This is a genomic window from Streptomyces sp. SID14436 (genome assembly GCF_010548465.1).
Taxonomy (GTDB): domain Bacteria; phylum Actinomycetota; class Actinomycetes; order Streptomycetales; family Streptomycetaceae; genus Streptomyces.
Window position 1 is genome coordinate 1 of record NZ_JAAGMD010000538.1, and the last position, 15,785, is coordinate 15,785.

General features: G+C 72.1%; 14 protein-coding genes, 1 tRNA gene and 2 pseudogenes. 8 read left to right on the forward strand and 9 right to left on the reverse strand.

Translation table 11 applies throughout. The annotated features are described in order from the left end of the window. From G3I53_RS18845 to G3I53_RS18860, 3 genes and pseudogenes are all read right to left on the reverse strand, one after another. Positions 1-671 (reverse strand): annotated as a pseudogene (locus G3I53_RS18845) (IS5 family transposase); the annotation flags it as partial. A 42-nt stretch (positions 672-713) separates the two neighbouring features. Then, positions 714-1,209 (reverse strand): annotated as a pseudogene (locus G3I53_RS18855) (MaoC family dehydratase N-terminal domain-containing protein); the annotation flags it as partial. A gap of 313 nt (positions 1,210-1,522) precedes the next feature. Continuing rightward, a complete protein-coding gene (locus G3I53_RS18860) occupies positions 1,523-1,849 on the reverse strand; it encodes a hypothetical protein (protein WP_164334664.1) in 327 nt (108 codons plus the stop codon). Positions 1,850-2,211: 362 nt separating this feature from the next. Here G3I53_RS18860 and G3I53_RS18865 point away from each other — a divergent pair, with 362 nt between their 5' ends. The 3 genes from G3I53_RS18865 (at position 2,212) to G3I53_RS18875 (ending at position 4,193) form a co-directional block, all read left to right on the forward strand. Next, entirely contained in the window at positions 2,212-3,081 is an 870-nt protein-coding gene (locus G3I53_RS18865) for a bifunctional DNA primase/polymerase (RefSeq protein ID WP_164334665.1), read from the forward strand. A gap of 75 nt (positions 3,082-3,156) precedes the next feature. Next, positions 3,157-3,588, forward strand: a complete 432-nt coding sequence (locus G3I53_RS18870) for a hypothetical protein (protein WP_164334666.1) — start codon at positions 3,157-3,159, stop codon at positions 3,586-3,588. A 50-nt stretch (positions 3,589-3,638) separates the two neighbouring features. Continuing rightward, positions 3,639-4,193, forward strand: coding sequence for a DinB family protein (locus G3I53_RS18875; RefSeq protein WP_164334667.1), 555 nt, complete (start codon positions 3,639-3,641; stop codon positions 4,191-4,193). Between the two features lie 37 nt (positions 4,194-4,230). Here G3I53_RS18875 and G3I53_RS18880 read toward each other — a convergent pair whose 3' ends face one another. From G3I53_RS18880 to G3I53_RS18890, 3 genes are all read right to left on the reverse strand, one after another. After that, positions 4,231-4,587, reverse strand: coding sequence for a pyridoxamine 5'-phosphate oxidase family protein (locus G3I53_RS18880; RefSeq protein ID WP_203591967.1), 357 nt, complete (start codon positions 4,585-4,587; stop codon positions 4,231-4,233). A gap of 197 nt (positions 4,588-4,784) precedes the next feature. After that, positions 4,785-4,871: transfer RNA gene (locus G3I53_RS18885), tRNA-Ser, on the reverse strand. Between the two features lie 64 nt (positions 4,872-4,935). Beyond that, on the reverse strand, positions 4,936-6,471 hold the full coding sequence (locus G3I53_RS18890) for a trypsin-like peptidase domain-containing protein (RefSeq protein ID WP_164438573.1): 1,536 nt from the start codon (positions 6,469-6,471) through the stop codon (positions 4,936-4,938). A 288-nt stretch (positions 6,472-6,759) separates the two neighbouring features. Here G3I53_RS18890 and G3I53_RS18895 point away from each other — a divergent pair, with 288 nt between their 5' ends. The 3 genes from G3I53_RS18895 (at position 6,760) to G3I53_RS18905 (ending at position 9,699) form a co-directional block, all read left to right on the forward strand. Next, positions 6,760-7,587, forward strand: a complete 828-nt coding sequence (locus G3I53_RS18895; RefSeq protein WP_164332445.1) for a glycerophosphodiester phosphodiesterase — start codon at positions 6,760-6,762, stop codon at positions 7,585-7,587. Between the two features lie 209 nt (positions 7,588-7,796). Further along, the gene (locus tag G3I53_RS18900) at positions 7,797-8,435 is read left to right on the forward strand and encodes an ATP-binding protein (protein WP_164332447.1); all 639 of its coding nucleotides are present in this window, start codon (positions 7,797-7,799) and stop codon (positions 8,433-8,435) included. Positions 8,436-8,730: 295 nt separating this feature from the next. After that, a complete protein-coding gene (locus G3I53_RS18905; RefSeq protein ID WP_164332444.1) occupies positions 8,731-9,699 on the forward strand; it encodes a DUF5926 family protein in 969 nt (322 codons plus the stop codon). 337 nt (positions 9,700-10,036) lie between these two features. On the opposite strand, the gene G3I53_RS18910 is transcribed toward G3I53_RS18905, so the two are convergent. Both G3I53_RS18910 and G3I53_RS18915 read right to left on the reverse strand, forming a co-directional pair. After that, a complete protein-coding gene (locus G3I53_RS18910) occupies positions 10,037-10,810 on the reverse strand; it encodes a hypothetical protein (RefSeq protein ID WP_164438574.1) in 774 nt (257 codons plus the stop codon). Positions 10,811-10,864: 54 nt separating this feature from the next. Beyond that, the gene (locus tag G3I53_RS18915; protein WP_164335865.1) at positions 10,865-11,530 is read right to left on the reverse strand and encodes a bifunctional DNA primase/polymerase; all 666 of its coding nucleotides are present in this window, start codon (positions 11,528-11,530) and stop codon (positions 10,865-10,867) included. A 499-nt stretch (positions 11,531-12,029) separates the two neighbouring features. Between G3I53_RS18915 and G3I53_RS18920 the strand changes: the two genes are divergently transcribed. Both G3I53_RS18920 and G3I53_RS18925 read left to right on the forward strand, forming a co-directional pair. After that, positions 12,030-13,544, forward strand: coding sequence for a PP2C family protein-serine/threonine phosphatase (locus tag G3I53_RS18920; protein ID WP_164438575.1), 1,515 nt, complete (start codon positions 12,030-12,032; stop codon positions 13,542-13,544). Between the two features lie 124 nt (positions 13,545-13,668). Continuing rightward, on the forward strand, positions 13,669-15,141 hold the full coding sequence (locus G3I53_RS18925) for an aminopeptidase P family protein (RefSeq protein WP_343240648.1): 1,473 nt from the start codon (positions 13,669-13,671) through the stop codon (positions 15,139-15,141). A 110-nt stretch (positions 15,142-15,251) separates the two neighbouring features. Here the strand turns inward: G3I53_RS18925 and G3I53_RS18930 are convergent, their stop codons facing one another. Continuing rightward, positions 15,252-15,716: an ATP-binding protein gene (locus tag G3I53_RS18930; protein WP_164332717.1), complete on the reverse strand. Its 465-nt coding sequence runs from the start codon at positions 15,714-15,716 to the stop codon at positions 15,252-15,254. Positions 15,717-15,785 lie beyond the last annotated feature (69 nt).

Sequence of the window (15,785 nt, forward strand, 5' to 3'; positions counted from 1 at the left end):
ACCATGAGGGGTGCCGCGGCGGGCGATCACCGGCTTGATGCCCAAAGCCCACACGAGCCGACGGTACTTGTCGTGGTCGTAGCCACGGTCGCCGAGCACCATGTCGGGCCGCCGACGCGGCCGCCCGACCAGGCCCGCAACGGACGGGACCTTGGCGAGGAGGGGCAGCAGTTGCGTGACGTCGTTACGGTTGCCGCCGGTCAGCGACACCGCGAGCGGGACGCCCTGACCGTCGACGAGGACGTGGTGCTTGCTGCCCGGACGCGCACGGTCGACCGGGCTGGGTCCGCTTTTGGGCCTCGTCGAGCGGCCCGCACATGGCTGGAGTCGATCACCGCCCGAGACCAGTCGAGCTGCTTCGCAGCCCGCAACTTCTGCAGCAGGATGACGTGAAGGCGGTCCCACACGCCGGCCTCGTTCCAAGCGGCCAGCCGCCGCCAGCACGTCATGCCTGAGCCGAAGCCGAGCTCCTGGGGTAGGTACTCCCACTGGATGCCGGTGTGCAGGACGAACAGAATCCCGCACAGAGCCTGCCGGTCAGGAACCCTCGGCCGCCCGGCGACCAGCTTCGGACCCGGCTCCGGCAACAACGGCTCGATCAGCGACCACAGTTCGTCCGACACGATCCACGGACGGGAGTTCCTCTTCCCCACGAACAGAGCAACGAGCATCTGAGCCGACAGTCACACCATCAGCGACTTCTGTTAGGACCTCTTAAGGATGCGGAAGCGGTGCGTGCCCACGAGGTCACCGGCGACCCGGACGTCCATCCGGGTCGTGACGAAGTACCCCGCTCCCAGCTTCGTCGTCTTCCGGGCGGACACCGACTCGGTCACCGCGTCGAAGGCGATGTCGTCGCCCGGGCGCAGGGGACGCGCGTACTCCTGCTCGCAGTCGGTCGCCACCACCGCGGTGCAGCCCGCCTCGTCGAGGAGCCGGAGCAGGTCGTCGAACGCGTCCGTGCGGCCGGTCCGCGCCGCTGTCCGGCCGCCCGCCGCCCGCCGCCCCCACGGGCTCCCCCCGGTCGTGGCCGGAGAGTCCTCCCATCGTCCACACCTGCAGCATGGTGGGGGGCGCAACCGCGTCCGGGCCCGTGTACGCCGGGTTGGCGTCCCCCATCGCCTCGCACCAGTGCCTGATCATGAGTGCGTTGACCGGGTCCCGGCCCCTCCCGCCCGACACGGCCGGCCGCCCCTCGTACTCCTTCAGCCGCGCCTACAGGCCCCCGCCGGTCTCGTCCACCACCTCCTGCACCGCGCTCATCCGACCCCCCTCGTCGTCCCGCTCGCCTCGCTCCTCGTGCCCTGACACTTTTGGTACACCGCGCCCGCCGCACGGGTTCTCACATCTCCCACGCCAGTTTCTGACTACTCGTCAGATTCGGCTCCGGTGCGCTGTGGCGTCAAGTGCCCCGAGCCCCACGAACGCCTGCGCGGCGGCACCGAAGCACCGCCGCGCAGACGCCTTGCACCCCACGAAGCACACCCCCACACCATCCGGGACCGAAGAGGCCCCGGTCACCTCACCACCACAGCGGGGTGAAGCTGACGGCCACGTTGTCGTTGCCCTGGTTCACCGCCGTGAAGGCGGATCCGTTGACCTGGGCGGTATTGCTCTGGTTCGAGGCGCCGGAGCCGACGGCCTGCTGCTGTGTGGTGGCGGAGTTGCCGAAGTTGTCGCCGCCCACGCCGCTTCCGACGACCCCGGCCACGGCACTCGCCGCCGTCGCGCTCGATCCGTTGTCCGCGACGGCGCCGTTGTCCGCCGTCGCGACGCCGGTGAAGAGGGCGGCCGCGAGCGGCAGGGCGGAGACGGCGGCGATGACGCGGGCAGTACGGATGCTTGCCATGTTGAGTTCCCTCCAGAACCAAGGACGCACCGGCCGTCGGCCATGCGTGCGTGAAGTACGGCTGTGGTCAGGGCGGTTGGCCGACCGCCCCGGTCCTGCTGTGCACGACGTCGCATGATCAGAGTTGCCCACCGCAGCGCCCCGAACCACCCCGTACGCCGTCATTCGCACGCAAGCGTGAGGACATGTCGATAAACCCTTTTCCGTCACTTGAGCGGCAGCTCACCTCGAATGTGACGACACCCCCCAAGGCCCCCATGGGAGGAAGCGTTCCGGCACGCATTCCGCCGACCGAGGGACCCACGGCGTGTCGCCACCCTTACCCCCTTTCCTTTTTCGAACGTACGTACGAACATGGAGGCATGGCCACCACCGACCGGCAGGCCACGACGCTGGCCCTCGCACACGCCCTGTCAGCCGCCGAACGCGGGCTGGCCGTCATCCCCCTGTCCCGGACGAAGCTCCCGGCCCTGCGCTCCCCGCACCGCGACGACCCCGCCACCCCCAACCGCTGCCACGGCGCCTGCGGACGCCTCGGGCACGGGGTCTACGACGCCTCCACCGATCCCGTCCGCATCCGCCGCATGTTCGCCGCCGCGCCCCACGCCACCGGCTACGGCATCGCCTGCGGCCTCCCCCCGCACCACCTCATCGGCATCGACCTGGACACCAAGACCGGCACCGACGCCTCGGCGGCACTGCGCGAGATCGCCCTGCGACACCTGTTCACCATCCCCGCCACCGTGGTCGTCCGGACACCCAGCGGCGGACGCCACCTGTGGCTGAGCGGCCCGCCCGATGTCGTCGTCCCCAACTCCGCGAGCCGGCTCGCCCCGGGCATCGACGTCCGCGGCGCCGGCGGCTACCTCGTGGGCCCCGGCTCCCGTACCGACCACGGCACCTACACCGCCGCCCCCGGCACGGCCCACCTCCCCCCGGCCGCCTGCCCACCCGCCCTGCTGCGGATCCTGCTGCCGCCACCCCGGCCGCACCACCCCACGCCCTCGTCGGCCGGCGGGCACGGCCAGGGCCTGGTGCAGTTCGTCCTCGCCGCCCACGCGGGCCAGCGGAACACCCGCCTGTTCTGGGCCGCCTGCCGCGCCTACGAGGACGGCATCGGTCCCGCCCTCGTGGACCCCCTCGTCCGCGCGGCCCTCGGCACCGGCCTGTCCGAACGCGAGGCCCGCGCGACGATCGCCTCGGCGGCCCGCCTCACCGGTCACACCCCCTGACCTGCCCCGACCCCGCTCCCCGGCCGCCACGAAAATCGAAAGACCCCGATGCACCACCGCTCTAGAGTGCCGACCATGTCGCTCGCCCGCGTAGTCCTCACGTCCGGCCGCGAGGTGAACCTGTCCGAACTGCGCCTGTCGTCGACGTACGGCGGACTGCTCGAGGGTTACCCCTGCAAGCCGCTGAACGACCTGTGGATCAAGGGGCTGCTGCGGTCCGCCGCCCAAGCCTTCCCCGGCGCCCCCGTCCACCTCGTCACGCCCCCGCGTGAGTACCCCGACCAGTACGCGGGAGCCTTCGGGCCGGTCGAGGTCCTGCCCGCCGTGACCTGCGTCGGCTCCTTCAGCTCCGCGGCCCTCGACCCGGCCCACGACCGCGTACTCCACCGCTCGCGCCTCACCGTCGTCTGGTTCCAGCCGACCTCCCTGCTGCCCTCGGGATGCGACGCGGATCCCCGCCTTCGGGAGCTGCCCTGGGAGCGCCTGGCGGAGGACGACGAGCTCTGACAGACGCCACCGAGGCCCACTCGCCCCACAGAAAGACCAGTACACCGTCCATGAACGTCATCACCGCACCCCGCACCGAGCCGTCCCCCACCCCCCGCCTCGACCTGCTGCGAGGGCAGTTCGACCTGACGTGGTCCCTGTTCGAGTACCACCTGGAGCGGCTGGAACCGGAGGACTTCCTGTGGGAACCCGCCGCCCACTGCTGGACCCTGCACCCCACGGCGGACGGAACCTGGGAGCCGGACTTCGCGGAGACCGAGCCCGACCCCGTCCCGGTGCCCACCATCGCCTGGGTGAGCTGGCACGTGGGCTGGTGGTGGAGCGTCGCCCTCAACCACCTCCAGGGCCGCGAGCCCCGCGAACGCACCACGGTCGTCTGGCCCGGCGCGGGCGCCCCGGCCGTGGACTGGCTCCGCTCCCTGCGCACCGAATGGCTGACCGCCCTGGACCGCCTCACCGAAGCCGACCTCGACGCCACGGCCCCCTTCCCCTGGCCGCCCGACCCGGCCCGCACCGTGGCCGACATGCTCGCCTGGGCGAACGCCGAGCTGATGAAGAACGTCGCGGAAATCGGCCAACTGCGCCTGCTGCGAGCCGCGTCCTGACCCGGCACGACCACGGGCAACCGGGACCGTCCGGCTGTCACCACGAACGATCCTGCAGCCGAGGCGGACGATCGGGCGCCAACCGGACCATCTTGGTCGCAGGGTCGTCCAGCGGAGCGGAGAACCGCACTGGCCACCGATCCTCGGGCCCGAGGTAGCGGGTCAGCTTGCGAACGGCCCTGGCCCGGTCGAGCGGCACGACCTCAGCCACTCCTCGGCACGTCACCGAGAACACCGTCCTCGCGGACACGTCGCAGGTATCGATCACCAGCGCCACGCGCGAGTCCACGGCGAGGAGTTGCTCCAGCCGGGAGTACGAGCCGGTGAGCCACCAGAACGCGCCGCCCTCCCAGAGAAACCACACCGGCCGGATGTCAGGCCCGCTGGTCGCCACGCGCGGGACCAGGGCTGAGCCAGGAACTCGTTCACGTCCATGCCCCGAAGACTGCTGCACAGAAGCAGCGAGGCACAGCGCCTTCCGTGCCCGATTGACCGAAAACCACGGGAGCACGGGCGGTCATGGGGTCCGGACACGAGAACGGGCCCCCGGCCGGCTTCCGGCACAGGGGCCCGCTCGCACTGCTCTCAGCGCGGAGGCGGTGGGATTTGAACCCACGGTGACATCGCTGCCACGACGGTTTTCAAGACCGTTCCCTTCGGCCGCTCGGGCACACCTCCCCGCGCCTGCCGGTGATCGGCGGCGCGGGGACCAGGGTAACGGGTCGGTGCGGGCGGGGTGGGGTCAGCTGTCGCCGACGCGGGCGCCCAGGGTGAGTTCGGTGGTGTGCTCCTTGCCGTCCCGCTTGTAGGTGAGGGTGACCTCGTCGCCCGGCTTGTGGGTCCAGATCTCGCCGATCAGGGTGGGTCCGGAGTCGATGACCCGGTCGTCCAGCTTGGTGATGACGTCACCGGGCTCGAGGCCGGCCTTGTCGGCGGGGCCGCCCGGGTCGACGGCCTCGGAGCCGCCGGCGCCCTGGTCGGTGATCTTCGCCCCGCCCGAGGTGTCCTCGAGGGAGACGGAGGCGCCGATCTTGGCGTACACCGGCTTGCCGTTCTTGATCAGTTCCTGGGCGACGTACTTGGCCTGGTTGATCGGGATGGCGAAGCCCAGTCCGATCGAGCCGGCCTGGCCGGTGCCGAAGCCGCCGTTGCTCGTGGACTGGATGGCGGAGTTGATGCCGATGACGTTGCCCTGGGCGTCGAGCAGCGGGCCGCCGGAGTTGCCCGGGTTGATGGACGCGTCGGTCTGCAGGGCGCTCATGTACGACGCCTGGCTGCCGGTGCCGTCGCTGGAGGCGACCGGCCGGTTCTTGGCGCTGATGATGCCAGTCGTCACCGTGTTGGACAGGCCGAAGGGGGCGCCGATGGCGATGGTCGAGTCGCCGACGACGACCTCGTCGGAGTTGCCCAGGGGCAGCGGCTTGAGGTTCGACGGGGCGTCCGCCAGCTTGATGACGGCGACGTCGTAGCCCTGCGCGTGGCCGACGACCTTGGCCTCGTATTTCTTGCCGTCCGGGAAGGTCGCGGAGACCTTGCCGCCGTCGACGGCCTCCGCCACCACGTGGTTGTTGGTGACGATGTGGCCCTGGGTGTCGAACACGAAGCCGGTGCCGGTGCCGCCCTCGCCGCTGCGGCCCTCGGCCTCGATGGTGACCGTGCTCGGCAGCGCCTTGGAGGCGACGGCCGCGACCGTGCCGGGGTCGCGCTTGACGTTGCCCCCGCTGGTCGACGCGGAGACGGTGGTGGAGCCGCTGTCGTCGTTGTTCTTGGCCAGTGTGTAGCCCAGCCCGCCGCCCAGACCGCCCGCCAGCAGCGCGGCAGCAGCGATCGCGGCGAGCAGCCGGCCGCCACTGCCCTTCTTCTTGGGCTCCGGGGGCTGGTACGAGGAGCCCCAGCCGCCGCCTCCCTGGCCGTGGCCGGATCCGCCGTCGCCGTACGGGCCGAAGGGGCCACCGGGCCCGCCGCCCTGGGCCGGGGTGCCGGGCGGCGGGGGCGGCGGCCAGGAGGGGTCGGGGGCGGACGGCGAGCCGTGGGGACCGCCGTGTCCGGCGCCGGGCGTGCCCGGGGTGCCGTGGGCGGCGGTCGCGTCCTGCGTGGGGGTCCCGTACGGGCCGTGGTCCGGGGCGGTCGTCGGGACGGGGGGCAGGGGCGTCGTCGGGTTGCTGCCCTGGTCGGGTGCCGGGCGCTCCTGAGGTGCCGGAGCAGCGGGGGCATCCGTCCGCGTGGGCGGTGCGGACGGCGCCGGGGGGACCGCGGTGCCCTCGTTCTCGGTGCTCACAGCTTCTCTCCTCGATCCACGGCTCTTTTTCTCGGTCGCACTCGGACACGCTCGTTCACTCGTCGACCGTCCCGGCGCAATGCGGTCGGGCAGGTTCTCTTTGTACGACGTCAGCTTTTCCCACGGGCCGTCAGGGCACGGTAAGCCGTTCCTGTGGGTCCGGGGTCATTCTTTATATAGGGCATTACTCACTTAAGGCGCGCCATTCCGATGCCTCCGACCGGACCTCCGCACCGCTCCTTCCGCACCGACCGCACGTGTACCCGCGCGCGGTGGCACCATGACGCGGTGACCCACGCACGCCAGCACCTCACCCAAGTCGTCGCACACCGCGGGGCCTCCGAGGACGCCCCCGAACACACCCTGGCCGCGTATCGCAAAGCGATCGAGGACGGTGCGGACGCGCTCGAATGCGATGTACGTCTGACCGCCGACGGTCATTTGGTCTGTGTTCACGACCGTCGAGTCAACCGTACGTCCAATGGCCGCGGTGCCGTGTCGGCGCTGGAGCTCTCCGATCTCGCCGCTCTCGACTTCGGTTCCTGGAAGAACCGCGACTCCTTCGCCGGACGCGCCGAGGAGCCGGACTGGGAGCACCGCCCCGAGGACCGGGAGGCCACCTCCGTCCTCACCCTCGAGCGGCTGCTGGAACTGGTCGCCGACGCGGGGCGGCGCGTGGAACTCGCCATCGAGACCAAGCACCCCACCCGGTGGGCGGGCCAGGTGGAGGAACGGCTGCTGTTCCTGCTGAAGCGGTTCGGGCTGGACGCCCCGGCCGACCCGGCGGACTCCCCGGTCCGGGTGATGAGCTTCTCCGCACGGTCACTGCACCGGGTGCGGGCCGCGTCCCCGACGCTGCCCACGGTGTACCTCATGCAGTTCGTCTCGCCCCGGCTGCGCGACGGACGGCTGCCGGTGGGCGTCGACATCGCGGGCCCCTCGATCCGGATCCTGCGCAGCCATCCCACGTACATCGAACGGCTGAAACAGTCCGGTCACCAGGTGCACACGTGGACCGTCAACGAGCCCGACGACGTGGACCTGTGCGTCGGCCTCGGGGTGGACGCGATCATCACCAACCGCCCGCGCGCGGTGCTCGACCAGCTCGGTCGCTGAACCCGCACAACCGTCACCATCTGCGCACCATGTCCATCGCACGGCGCGGTGTCCGAACCGATACGTCACAGAAGGACCGGGATGACGCGCGCCCCTTGACCGCGCACACGCCTCCGGAGCATCCTCACGTCTCGGCCACACCGAAGAAATCCAGCCACATGATGACGGGGAGTGCTCCGGCGCGTTCGGTGCGTGTTCACTCGTTTCGAGTGCGTCACCGCACAGGGATCGGCCGGTTTCCGGTTCAGGCCAATGGGGCATCCACACCGTGGCGTGGGGCAAAGGAGGTCTCGGGGGTGGCGTTGGTGGTGGCACAGGAGGTGCCCGCGTCGTCGTGCATGGCCGTTCCCCACGGCCCTGCGGGCGTGGGGGAAGCGAGGCACCGCATGCGTGCGCAGCTGCGCGCGGGCGGGGTCGCGGACTCGGTCATCGACGATGCCGTACTGATCCTTTCCGAGCTGTTGAGCAACGCGTGCAAGCACGGCAGACCCCTCGGCGACGCCCTCGCGGGCGACGGCGACGTACGGGCCGCCTGGCGCATCGACCCCTGCGGCCGGCTCGTCGTCGAGGTCACCGACGGCGGCGGCCCGACCCGCCCGGCACCGGCCACGCCCTCGGTGACCGCGCGCGGCGGCCGGGGGCTGAACATCATCACCGCGCTGGCCGACGACTGGGGCGTACGCGACGAGGTCCCCGGCGAGGTCACGGTGTGGGTGGTCCTGCAGGACACCGTCCGCGACCCGGCCGCCCGGCACCGCCGGGCCGACTTCGCGGCACGGGTGACGGCCCCTTCCGTGGCCGAGATACCAGGGCTGGGCTTCGCGGAAGCCTTCGACGACCTCGGCTGAGCGGCGGGACGCCGGCTCCGGCCGCACCGCCACCGCCGGCAGAAGCCGCCAGCCCGCTCGGACGGCCGTCTCCGGCAGCCCCCGCGCCTCCGGGAACCGTTGGTCGCCGGAACGACACCTCCGGCCGCACCGCCATCGCCGACAGGAACCGCCGCCCCGCCCGGACGGCCACCTCCCGCGTCCTTCCGGGACCGTCCACCACACTCCCGCCGCCCCTCCGCGGATACCGGCCCCCGCCGGGTGAACGGCTAGGCTCGCGCCGTACGAGACGAGCCGTAACCGGGAGACAGCCACGATGGCCAAGAAGCGCCCCCAGACGAAGGCGGCCAAGCGCCCGCAGCTCACGGACGGGGAGATCCCGGTCGTCGGTGCGCGGGAGCCCTGCCCCTGCGGCAGTGGCCGCCGTTATAAGGCCTGCCACGGACGGGCCGCCGCGCACGCCGTGACCGAGTTGGTGCACCGTCCCTTCGAGGGCCTGGCGGGTGAGTGCGACTGGGTGGCGCTGCGGGAGCTGGTACCGGCGGCCACCGCCGCGCTCACGCTCAAGGACGGCCTGCCCGAGGGCGTCCCGTCGGTCACCCTTGCCACGGTGCTTCCGATGGCCTGGCCGGCGCTGCGCCGCGACGACGGCTCCGTGCTGATCGGTCTGCAGAACGACACGTCCTCCGGCGACATCAGCCGCGACCTCGCCGACACCCTCCAGCGAGCCCTCGACGCGGCCCCTGGCCAGCCTGTGCAGGGCCGGCGCGCACCCGCCGACGGTCCCCGGCTGCAGGACCTGCTCGACCCGGAGGCCGCGTTCGAGCCGGTCGTGCACAGCGGTTTCGAGTTCTGGGTGCCCGACTCGGAGAACGCCACCCCGGAGGTGACCGCCTCCCTGGAACGCGCCAATGCCGCCGCCATCCCCACCGTGAAGCTGGCGGGCGTCGACGCGGCCTACTGGTGCGAGACGCCGGAGAAGAACCACCTGCGGTGGGTCATGCCGCACCCGGAGGAGCAGCTTCTGGACGCTCTGGCGCGGCTGCACGCGGCGGGCCGCTCCTCCTTGGGCGATGGCACCCGCCTGGTCGGTTCGTTCCGCGCCCACGGTCTGACCGTGCCGGTCTGGGACCTGCCGAGCGAGGTCGGCGCCGACGACGTGGAGAAGCCGGCGGCCGAGTTCGCCGAGCGGCTCGCCGCCGCGCTCGCCACCGACGCTCCGCTGACCGCCGACGAACGCCGGGCGCGTGGCGGGCTGACCAACCGCCAGGTCACGCTCAGCTGACGCGGACCTCGGCGGGGACGGCTGTGCTGACCGACCGGTCAGCACAGCCGTCCCGGTGGAAACACCGGCTACATGCGCAACTCCCGGCTCGCACAAGCAAGTCGGTGACCTGAAACGACTGAGATCGAATTTGCGAACCGCCGATCTCTTGTTACCGTTCCAGTAGCCCGGTTGCTGGTGCATCCCCCGTCGCCAGCAACCGGGTCTTTCGTGTCATGGATCGTTCACGGAACGCGTTCATATGCCAACCGGCTGTTTCCGCTGCGGAGTTGTCCGGTGAGATCGGCCGGCGCGGGTGCCCTGACGGCGTCGTGCCGTCCACCGACCGGGGCGTGACTCAGTCGCCGGGCTGGTTGCTTCCGGCCCGCAGCAGCAGCGGTCCGTCCCCGGACCGGGCCGCGAATTCCACGATCGCCTCGTGCTCGTCGAGGTGCCCCCTCCTCGGCCGGCGGGGCGTCTCGCAGACCGCCGGTTCGTCCCCGGACTCCACCGCGCAGTGGACGCGCACGCTGCGACCGCCGGGCGCCATGAGGCTCAGCACGGCGGACGGCGCCGTACCGGTGGCGTTGCGGTAGTAGGTGCGCCCCCAGACCTCGTCACCCAGGACGACGACGCAGGTCTGGGCCTCGATGCCGTCGGGGGAGGAGAGTTCGGGGCCGCAACGCAGAACCGGCGCCCGGAACAGGCCGGTTGACGGGGGCCTCGGTCCGTCAAGGTCGTCGAACGCGCCGGGTGCCCCCTCGGGAACCCCGGTCCGCCCGTCTCCCACTTGATCCCCGGCCGGCGCCTCGGCGTTCCGGTCCGCCGCCCCGCTCCGCACGGCCAGGTCGCCGGCGGCCGCGGATCCGGTCGCGGTGCCGGACCGCTCACCGCGCGTCTCCCCGGGCCGTTCGGCGCCTTCCGACCCCGGCGGGCCGCCGAGGGCCGTGGGCCCCGTGCGTCCCGCCTCCTGCGCGGAACCCAGCGCACCCACCGCGCCCAACGGGCTCGGCGACCCGCCGGACTCCGCCGCCAGCGGCAGCGCGACCACGCAGGCCGTCGCGGCGCCGACGAAGGCGAGCAGACGGGCTGTTCGGGGGTCCCTGGCACGCCCCCCGGCATGACGCGGCATGGTTCCGCAACATAACGCTCCCGGGCCGCCGCGGTGGGCGCCGCGCCGGGATCCCTACAGCTCGGGCGCGCTCACACCCGTACGAGTGAGGGTGTCGACCACGGCGTCCACCACGGCCTCGACGTCGGGCAGCCACGGGGAGGCCGAGCCGGGCAGCGGGGCGCGCTCCCAGGTGATGTCGCCCTGTCCGGTCCCGGACGGCGGGAGGGCGAGGTAACCGCCCTCGCCGTGGAAACGGAGGGAGCCGGGGACGAAGTCCTTCGCGTACAGCAGTTCGCCGAGCTGCTCCAGGGAGTACGGCTTCACCAGGATCGACCAGCGGGTCGGCGAGGCGACGACCGGGCCGAGGCGCATGCCGAGCCGGTCCAGGGACTCGAGGGCGCGGGCGGCCGGCTCCGCGGGCAGCGAGACCGCGCACGGGGCGTGGCCGCCGGTGGCCAGGACCACCGGAGCGGTCGGCCGGTTGCCCCACCACCAGCGCACCATGCGCGCGTCGGTGGTGGCCGCGAGGAGGCCGGGATCGAAGGGATGGGCCCCCGGCACCGTGCATTCCGGGTCAGGGCAGGCGCAGCGGGACCTGCTGCCCGGGTCCGCCGCCACGCCCGGGAGCACCGGCCACTTCCATTGAGTGGCGAAGGTCAGGGCCGCGCCGATCAGCTCAGACGCTCCGTCGCCTCGCCGGGACAGGAGCCTGCGACGCCTTCCGAGGATCTCGCGCATGAGCGCTCGTTCCTTTCCGTTGCACGCCTGGCAACACCGTGGTCACAACATGTGTCGATCACTTCACTGTGCGTACCTGTTGGCGCATCACACCCCTGCTCCGGGCAAGGGGGTCCCCTCCGGGCCGAGCATGGGCTGCCTCCGCGGCCGTTCCACCCATACTGCGTTCATCAAGGGCGTGGGCACGGCGTGGGGGTGGCGAAGTCTGGCGTTTTCCGTCGCGCGTATTTCTCTTCGCCTCCGCCACGGGAGGATGGGGCACGGTCGTCGGTGGTTAAGACGCTCGGGTCCGTCCCCAGGTTCCCGAGTGATTCCCAACCACCCCTGGCCTTCACCGAGTACGTACCCAACACGACCGCTGTGACGCTCCGTCGAGCAAGCCCAGTCGACCGCAATAAGCCTCCCCTTGAGGCAGTTTCAAGCCAATTCCTTCTCGCGGCAAGGGGCGGGTGGGGATTTCCTCTCCAGCCCCCCGGACACCAGGAATCCCAGCAGGACAATGCTGGACATCTCCTTACGAGTACGTGTACATGTGGAGACACTGCCGGCGACGCAGAATGACATGGGGGTTTGCGATGCTTTTGAGCAGTACGTACCGGTCGGAAAGCCGGACACCATGAACGCCCCGCACCCTCCGAAAGTGGCCGGAATCGATTCAACGGTTCCCGCGCCCGCACACACTGTCGCGTCCGTTTCGACGAGTACCTCCCCGGGCGTCCCGCAAAACCCTCCGTCCCCACCCGGCGCACTGCTGCAGGACCGCCTCGCCGGCTGGGTCTCGGACCTCACGACCCTCCACGAGCTCACCGAGCGCCTGGTGCGCACGGCCACCCTCGACGAGGCGCTCCAGGAACTGCTGCGCGCGGGAGCCGCCCTGGTCGGCGCCCGGCGCGGGCTGGTCGTCCTGGAGCCCGCCGACGGTCTCGGCCCCGACACCACCATCGGCCTCGGCCTGGGCCGCGCGGACCTCGGCCACATCGAGACGGTGCCGCGCAGCTCCCTGCCCTACGGCAGGATCCTGGACGGCCTGCCGGGCACCGACGACGGCGTCGTCGAGGCCGACCTGTTCGCCGAGAAGGGCCTGGACCCCCGCCACCGCGAGGTCGCCGCCCGCCTCGGCTACGCCGCGAGCTACGCCCTCCCCCTCACCACCGGGTCCGGCCGGCGCCTGGGTGCCGCCGTGTGGCTCTACGACGAGCCCGCCGAGCCGGAGGAGCGCTGCCGCCACCTCGCCGGCCTGTACACCCGGTACGCCGCGGAGCACCTCGCCCGGCTGCTGGAGCTGGAGCGCACGCGCGCGTCCATGGCCACCATCGCCGACGAGCTGCTGCCCGCCCGCCTGCCCCGGGTCCCCGGCGTCCAGCTGGCCGCCCGCCACCGCACCTGCGCGCGCGGCGGCGGCGACTGGTACGACGCACTGCCGCTCCCGGACGCCGCGCTCGGCCTCGCCGTGGGCTCCGTCACCGGGTCCGGGCCCAGCGCCGTCGCCGCCATGGGCCGGCTGCGGGCGTCCCTGCGCGCGTACGCCGTGATGGAGGGCGAGGACCCCGTCGCCGTGCTGTCCGACCTGGAGCTGCTGCTGCGGCTCACCGAACCGGCCCGGTCCGCCACCGCGCTGTTCGGCTACTGCGAGCCCGCCCTGCGCAAGATCACACTTGCCGGTGCCGGGCACAGCCCGCCCCTGCTGCTGGGCGAGCGCCGCACGCAGTACGTGGAGACGTCGGTGTCCGCCCCCCTGGGCATGCTCGCCTGCTGGGAGGCGCCGAGCGTGGAGATCCACGCGGAGCCGGGCGAGACCGTGCTGCTCTACACCGACGGACTGCTGCACCGCACCGGCGACCCCACCGACCGGGCCTTCGCGCGGCTGCACGCGGCGGCGGCCGGAGTGCCGGCCGCGCTGCGGCACGACCCCGGCGCGATCGCCGACCACGTGCTGCGCACCGTGCTGCCGGACGGCGCGGACCCGGCGGACACCCCCGAGGACGTCGTGCTGCTGGCGGCCCGCTTCGCATAGCAGCGGGGCGGCGGCCCCGGCACCTCCCGTGCGCCCCCGGTAACAGGTCATCGCGCCCCGTGACCGTTTCACCCGGCCGTACCATGGGGGCTGGTCCAGTGCCGTATCGAGGAGGATGACCGCCGTGGCAGAAGAGCTCCCGGAGACCCCGGAGACCGCCGGCCCGGAGACTGCCGAAGAGGAGCCCGTCAAGCAGCGCAAGAACGGCCTGTACCCGGGTGTGTCCGACGAGCTGGCCGAGAGCATGCGCAGCGGCTGGGCCGACACGGAACTGCGCGACCTGGAGCCGATCCCCCAGGCCGCCGAGACCGCCGCCCGGCGCGCCGCGCTGTCCGCCCGCTTCCCCGGCGAGCGCCTGGTCGTCCCCGCGGGCAACCTAAAGACCCGCTCCAACGACACCGACTACGCCTTCCGCGCCTCCGTCGAGTACGCCTACCTCACCGGCAACCAGACCGAGGACGGCGTCCTCGTCATGGAGCCCACCGCCGACGGCCACCGGGCGACGCTCTACCTCCTGCCGCGCTCCAACCGGGAGAACGGCGAGTTCTGGCTGGACGGCCAGGGCGAGCTGTGGGTCGGCCGCCGCCACTCGCTCGGCGAGGCCGAGCAGCTGTACGGCATCCCCGCCTCCGACGTCCGGGAACTGGCCGGCGCGCTGCGCGAGGCCACCGGCCCGGTCCGGGTCGTGCGCGGACACGACGCCGGGATCGAGGCGGCCCTGACCGACAAGGTCACCGCCGAGCGCGACGAGGAGCTGCGGGTCTTCCTCTCCGAGATGCGGCTGGTCAAGGACGACTTCGAGATCGGCGAGCTGCAGAAGGCCGTCGACTCCACGGTGCGGGGCTTCGAGGACGTCGTGAAGGTCCTCGACAAGGCGGAGGCCACCTCCGAGCGCTACATCGAGGGCACGTTCTTCCTGCGCGCCCGCGTGGAGGGCAACGACATCGGCTACGGCTCCATCTGCGCCGCCGGCCCGCACGCCACCACCCTGCACTGGGTGCGCAACGACGGCCCCGTCCGCTCCGGCGACCTGCTGCTGCTCGACGCGGGCGTGGAGACGCACACGTACTACACGGCCGACGTCACGCGCACCCTGCCGATCAACGGCCGCTACAGCGAGCTGCAGAAGAAGATCTACGACGCCGTGTACGACGCCCAGGAGGCCGGCATCGCGGCCGTGAAGCCGGGCGCCAAGTACCGGGACTTCCACGACGCCGCGCAGCGCGTGCTCACCGAGCGGCTCGTCGAGTGGGGCCTGGTCGAGGGACCGGTGGAGCGGGTGCTGGAGCTGGGCCTGCAGCGCCGCTGGACCCTGCACGGCACCGGTCACATGCTCGGCATGGACGTCCACGACTGCGCCGCCGCGCGCACCGAGACCTACGTGGACGGCACCCTCGAGCCGGGCATGGTGCTCACCGTCGAACCCGGACTGTACTTCCAGGCCGACGACCTCACGCTGCCCGAGGAGTACCGCGGCATCGGCGTCCGCATCGAGGACGACATCCTCGTCACCGAGGACGGCAACCGGAACCTCTCCGCCGCGCTGCCCCGCCGGTCGGACGAGGTCGAGCGCTGGATGGCCGGTCTGAAGGGCTGACCGCGCGGCAGGCCCGCGACGAACGGCCGGACACACACGTGTCCGGCCGTTCCCGCGTGTCCGCGGGCGTTCCGCCGGGTCGGACTCCCCGTGGGGCCCGTCGGCCTGCCCTACACGGCGACGAGCGGGGCGTCCTTCCGCCACTTGAGGATCTTGTCGAAGCTCACCACCGCACCGCCGCGGCCCGGTGTGCTGCCGATGTGCACGTGGTCGGCGAGTTCGCGGATGAGGCACAGGCCGCGCCCGTGCTCCGCGTCCGACGGGGCCGGACGGGCCGGGGTGCGGGAGCGGCCGCCGTGGGCGGCGGGAAAGCCGGGCCCCGTGTCGGCCACCTCGATGCGGCACTTCTCGCCGTCGAGGTAGGCGGTCACCCGGTAGGCCTGCGACATGTCGTCCCTGGTGCCGTCCCCGCCGTGCTCGACGGCGTTCGCGCAGGCCTCGCTGAGGGCGACGGACAGGTCGTAGGAGATGTCGGGGTCGACGCCCGCGGTCTCCATCGCGCCGAGCAGCAGGCGCCGGGCGAGGGGAACGCTCGCAGCGTCGCGCCGCAGATGGAGTGACCACCAGATGCTCATGCTCCAGCCTCCCGGCCGCGGCTCGACATACCGTTACGTATTGCCCTGAGTACCCACTCGTAAGCGCGC

Bases quoted from the DNA above. Each gene is read 5' to 3' on its own strand.
- G3I53_RS18860 (WP_164334664.1), bottom strand. From the start codon at position 1,849: ATGGCAAGCATCCGTACTGCCCGCGTCATCGCCGCCGTCTCCGCCCTG.
- G3I53_RS18865 (WP_164334665.1), top strand. From the start codon at position 2,212: ATGGCCACCACCGACCGGCAGGCCACGACGCTGGCCCTCGCACACGCC.
- G3I53_RS18870 (WP_164334666.1), top strand. From the start codon at position 3,157: ATGTCGCTCGCCCGCGTAGTCCTCACGTCCGGCCGCGAGGTGAACCTG.
- G3I53_RS18875 (WP_164334667.1), top strand. From the start codon at position 3,639: ATGAACGTCATCACCGCACCCCGCACCGAGCCGTCCCCCACCCCCCGC.
- G3I53_RS18905 (WP_164332444.1), top strand. From the start codon at position 8,731: ATGGCCAAGAAGCGCCCCCAGACGAAGGCGGCCAAGCGCCCGCAGCTC.
- G3I53_RS18910 (WP_164438574.1), bottom strand. From the start codon at position 10,810: ATGCCGCGTCATGCCGGGGGGCGTGCCAGGGACCCCCGAACAGCCCGT.
- G3I53_RS18915 (WP_164335865.1), bottom strand. From the start codon at position 11,530: ATGCGCGAGATCCTCGGAAGGCGTCGCAGGCTCCTGTCCCGGCGAGGC.
- G3I53_RS18920 (WP_164438575.1), top strand. From the start codon at position 12,030: ATGCTGGACATCTCCTTACGAGTACGTGTACATGTGGAGACACTGCCG.
- G3I53_RS18930 (WP_164332717.1), bottom strand. From the start codon at position 15,716: ATGAGCATCTGGTGGTCACTCCATCTGCGGCGCGACGCTGCGAGCGTT.